The following is a 2,382-nucleotide window of genomic DNA, read 5'->3' as shown; positions in this document are numbered from 1 at the left end:
GCATTTGTTCTCTTGTTTTACGGCTTTCTCATCATGATTCCGCTGATTCTGTTTCTCAAAAAACCACGCCTCAAATGACCACTAGCAGGATCAGGATACTTAGTTATGGCCATTTTTTGGCACAACAAAATACATTGAAGGATTCCCCAAAACATGGGTGATGAAAAATTGAATAATCGATCGTCTTTCCTCCTGTTCTTCGGGGTTGGACTCGCCCTCGCTACCAGCTCGTTTATCGCCGTTGCCGTTCAGAATATTTTCCCTTATCTCGCGGGAAGTTTGACGACCAGTGATCACCATGCAGTCTGGGTTCTCACCTTTATGGTGATGAACTGGGCTGTAGGTTCCACGCTGATGCCTTGGGTGTCATCACGTATAGGCATTCGTGGTGCTTTCAATGGGTCAGTGCTCGCCTTGATAGTCAGTAGCGCTATTTGTGCAAGTACCAGCAATATCTGGGTCATGTTGCTATTTCGTGGTGTGCAAGGCCTCGGCGCGGGGATACTGGTTCCTCTGAGCCAAACCATTTTCATTCGCTACAGTGCGCCTGACCGCCGGTCGTTGATGATGTCTCTATGGACCAATGCCATGTTAATTCCCTTTTACATCGGTCCATTCATTGGCGGTTGGTTGGCCACAGTGGTCAGTTGGCGTTATATATTTGTACTTTCCATCCCACTTTTTGTTTTGTCGATGTGGCTGAGTGGAAAAAAGATTCCAGATAGCGAGCGGTTGACTAAACCATTTGATGGGATTGGATTCCTGATGTTGTATGGGTTCGTCGTGAGCGTGCAATTCATCATAGATCAGGGCGATGAATCTGGTTGGTTCCGGTCCAGCCGTATAGTTATGGCTATAGGGCTTTCCATCTTGCTCCTGGTCGCTTTCATCGTCCGCCAAAAAAGGACCGAACACCCTTTGTTGAACTTATCGTTTCTGAATATTCGCAGTTATGGGTTAGGCCTGCTGCTGCTCTGTTTGGGCTGGTCCATCTTTACGGGGTGGACGGCAGATATTCCCTTGTGGGTGGAAAAATATACGGGCTACAACGGATTTTACGGTGGATTACTCAGTATACCGATCGGTGTTACCGCTATTCCTGTCACTATGTTTATGAGTAAGGCTTCTCAATGGGTGCCGGTTAAATATCTGGCGATACTGGCCCTATTGGTTTTTTCAGCGGTGTATGCTTCTATTTTTCTCGTTCCGCAGGAATCGCTGCAAGATGTGATTTTCTATATGGCCTTACTGGGTATTGGTATCGGTCTTCTGTTTGTACCCATGAACATGTTGGTTCTATCGGAAATACCTCCGCAAAATCTGCATGAAGCTTCTACGTTGGCCAACTTTGTGCGCACGCTTTCTTCAAGTATGGGCGTGGGTATTTTAGGGGGGCTCTCCTTGTAGGATACAAATAAAGATGGTAACTTTTATCTGGCCTAAGCCAGTAAAATTGGCACATCGAAATTTTCAAAAATAAATAAAGTTGGTAACTTTATGCCTGATCGAACCCAAGCCCCCCTAAATTTTGTGCAAAAAAAGTTGGTAACAGACACTACACCGCCCAGAACCTTCCTCAACCTCGCGGGTCATCCGTTCGCAATCCTCTGACCACAGTATACCAATCCAGAGGCGTTTTAGGTTCTTCAGTTTTCATGGCGCAATATCCAATCTAAAAAATGGCTAATATGGCAACAATGATGCGCCAACCTATGCAGTATAGTCATAATTCTCAAGCACCTGCCGGACTGTTAATCAAAGATTGCTCACGTGACCTAGTCAGAAATCATTTCATAAGGCGCTGGCTATTCCGGTTTTTCTGAACCTGCGGTGACGGGTTGAACTGCTTGGGTGGCATTATAGTAACGTCCCGGCGTCACCCCAAATGATCGCTTGAACAACGCAATGAAAGCACTCACGTTGCCATAGCCGAGATCCAATGCAACGGACGTCACGGGCCTACCTGCAGCTAGTGCATCGTTGCATTCTTGATGAAACTTAAGATTAATGATGATAAATATAGTTCCATGTTGAGGGTATGAATGGAGTCGAGCCTTGCGAGTTGCGCCCACAGTCATTTTAACCAGCGAAGAGCGGTCCGAGTTGTCCCGTATAGTCGCCTCCCGATTAAGCAGTGTCCGCTTGTCATTACGGACACGGATGATATTGCTGGCGGCAGAGGGCTTGCAGAACAAGGAAATTGCGGAGCGCCTGGGGGTGGATCGCCTGCAAGTCGCACGTTGGCGCAAGCGTTATCTGGAACACCGCTTGTTGGGCATTGAACACGATTTACCGCGCGGCGCCCCTCCGGTGAAAGTGGATGTGGCCCGCCTGGTAGAATTGACCACGCAGAGTAAGCCGGAAGCGATGACGCATTGGAGT

General features: G+C 47.6%; 3 protein-coding genes. 2 read left to right on the top strand and 1 reads right to left on the bottom strand.

Annotated elements, in window-relative coordinates; genetic code table 11:
* The first annotated feature begins 153 nt into the window (after positions 1-153).
* Positions 154-1,407, top strand: coding sequence for an MFS transporter (locus AC2VLY_RS04070; protein WP_486893349.1), 1,254 nt, complete (start codon positions 154-156; stop codon positions 1,405-1,407).
* A gap of 398 nt (positions 1,408-1,805) precedes the next feature.
* Here the strand turns inward: AC2VLY_RS04070 and AC2VLY_RS04065 are convergent, their stop codons facing one another.
* Positions 1,806-2,078: a helix-turn-helix domain-containing protein gene (locus tag AC2VLY_RS04065; RefSeq protein WP_486893350.1), complete on the bottom strand. Its 273-nt coding sequence runs from the start codon at positions 2,076-2,078 to the stop codon at positions 1,806-1,808.
* Positions 2,079-2,142: 64 nt separating this feature from the next.
* On the opposite strand from AC2VLY_RS04065, the gene AC2VLY_RS04060 reads away from it, so the two are divergent.
* Positions 2,143-2,382, top strand: a 240-nt coding sequence (locus AC2VLY_RS04060) for a helix-turn-helix domain-containing protein (RefSeq protein ID WP_486921801.1), incomplete at its 3' end; no start/stop codon positions are given.

The organism is Acidithiobacillus sp. TH-A36 (genome assembly GCF_057473445.1).
The sequence above is the reverse complement of the archived record's forward strand: the minus strand, read 5'-3'. Positions and strand labels throughout refer to the sequence as shown.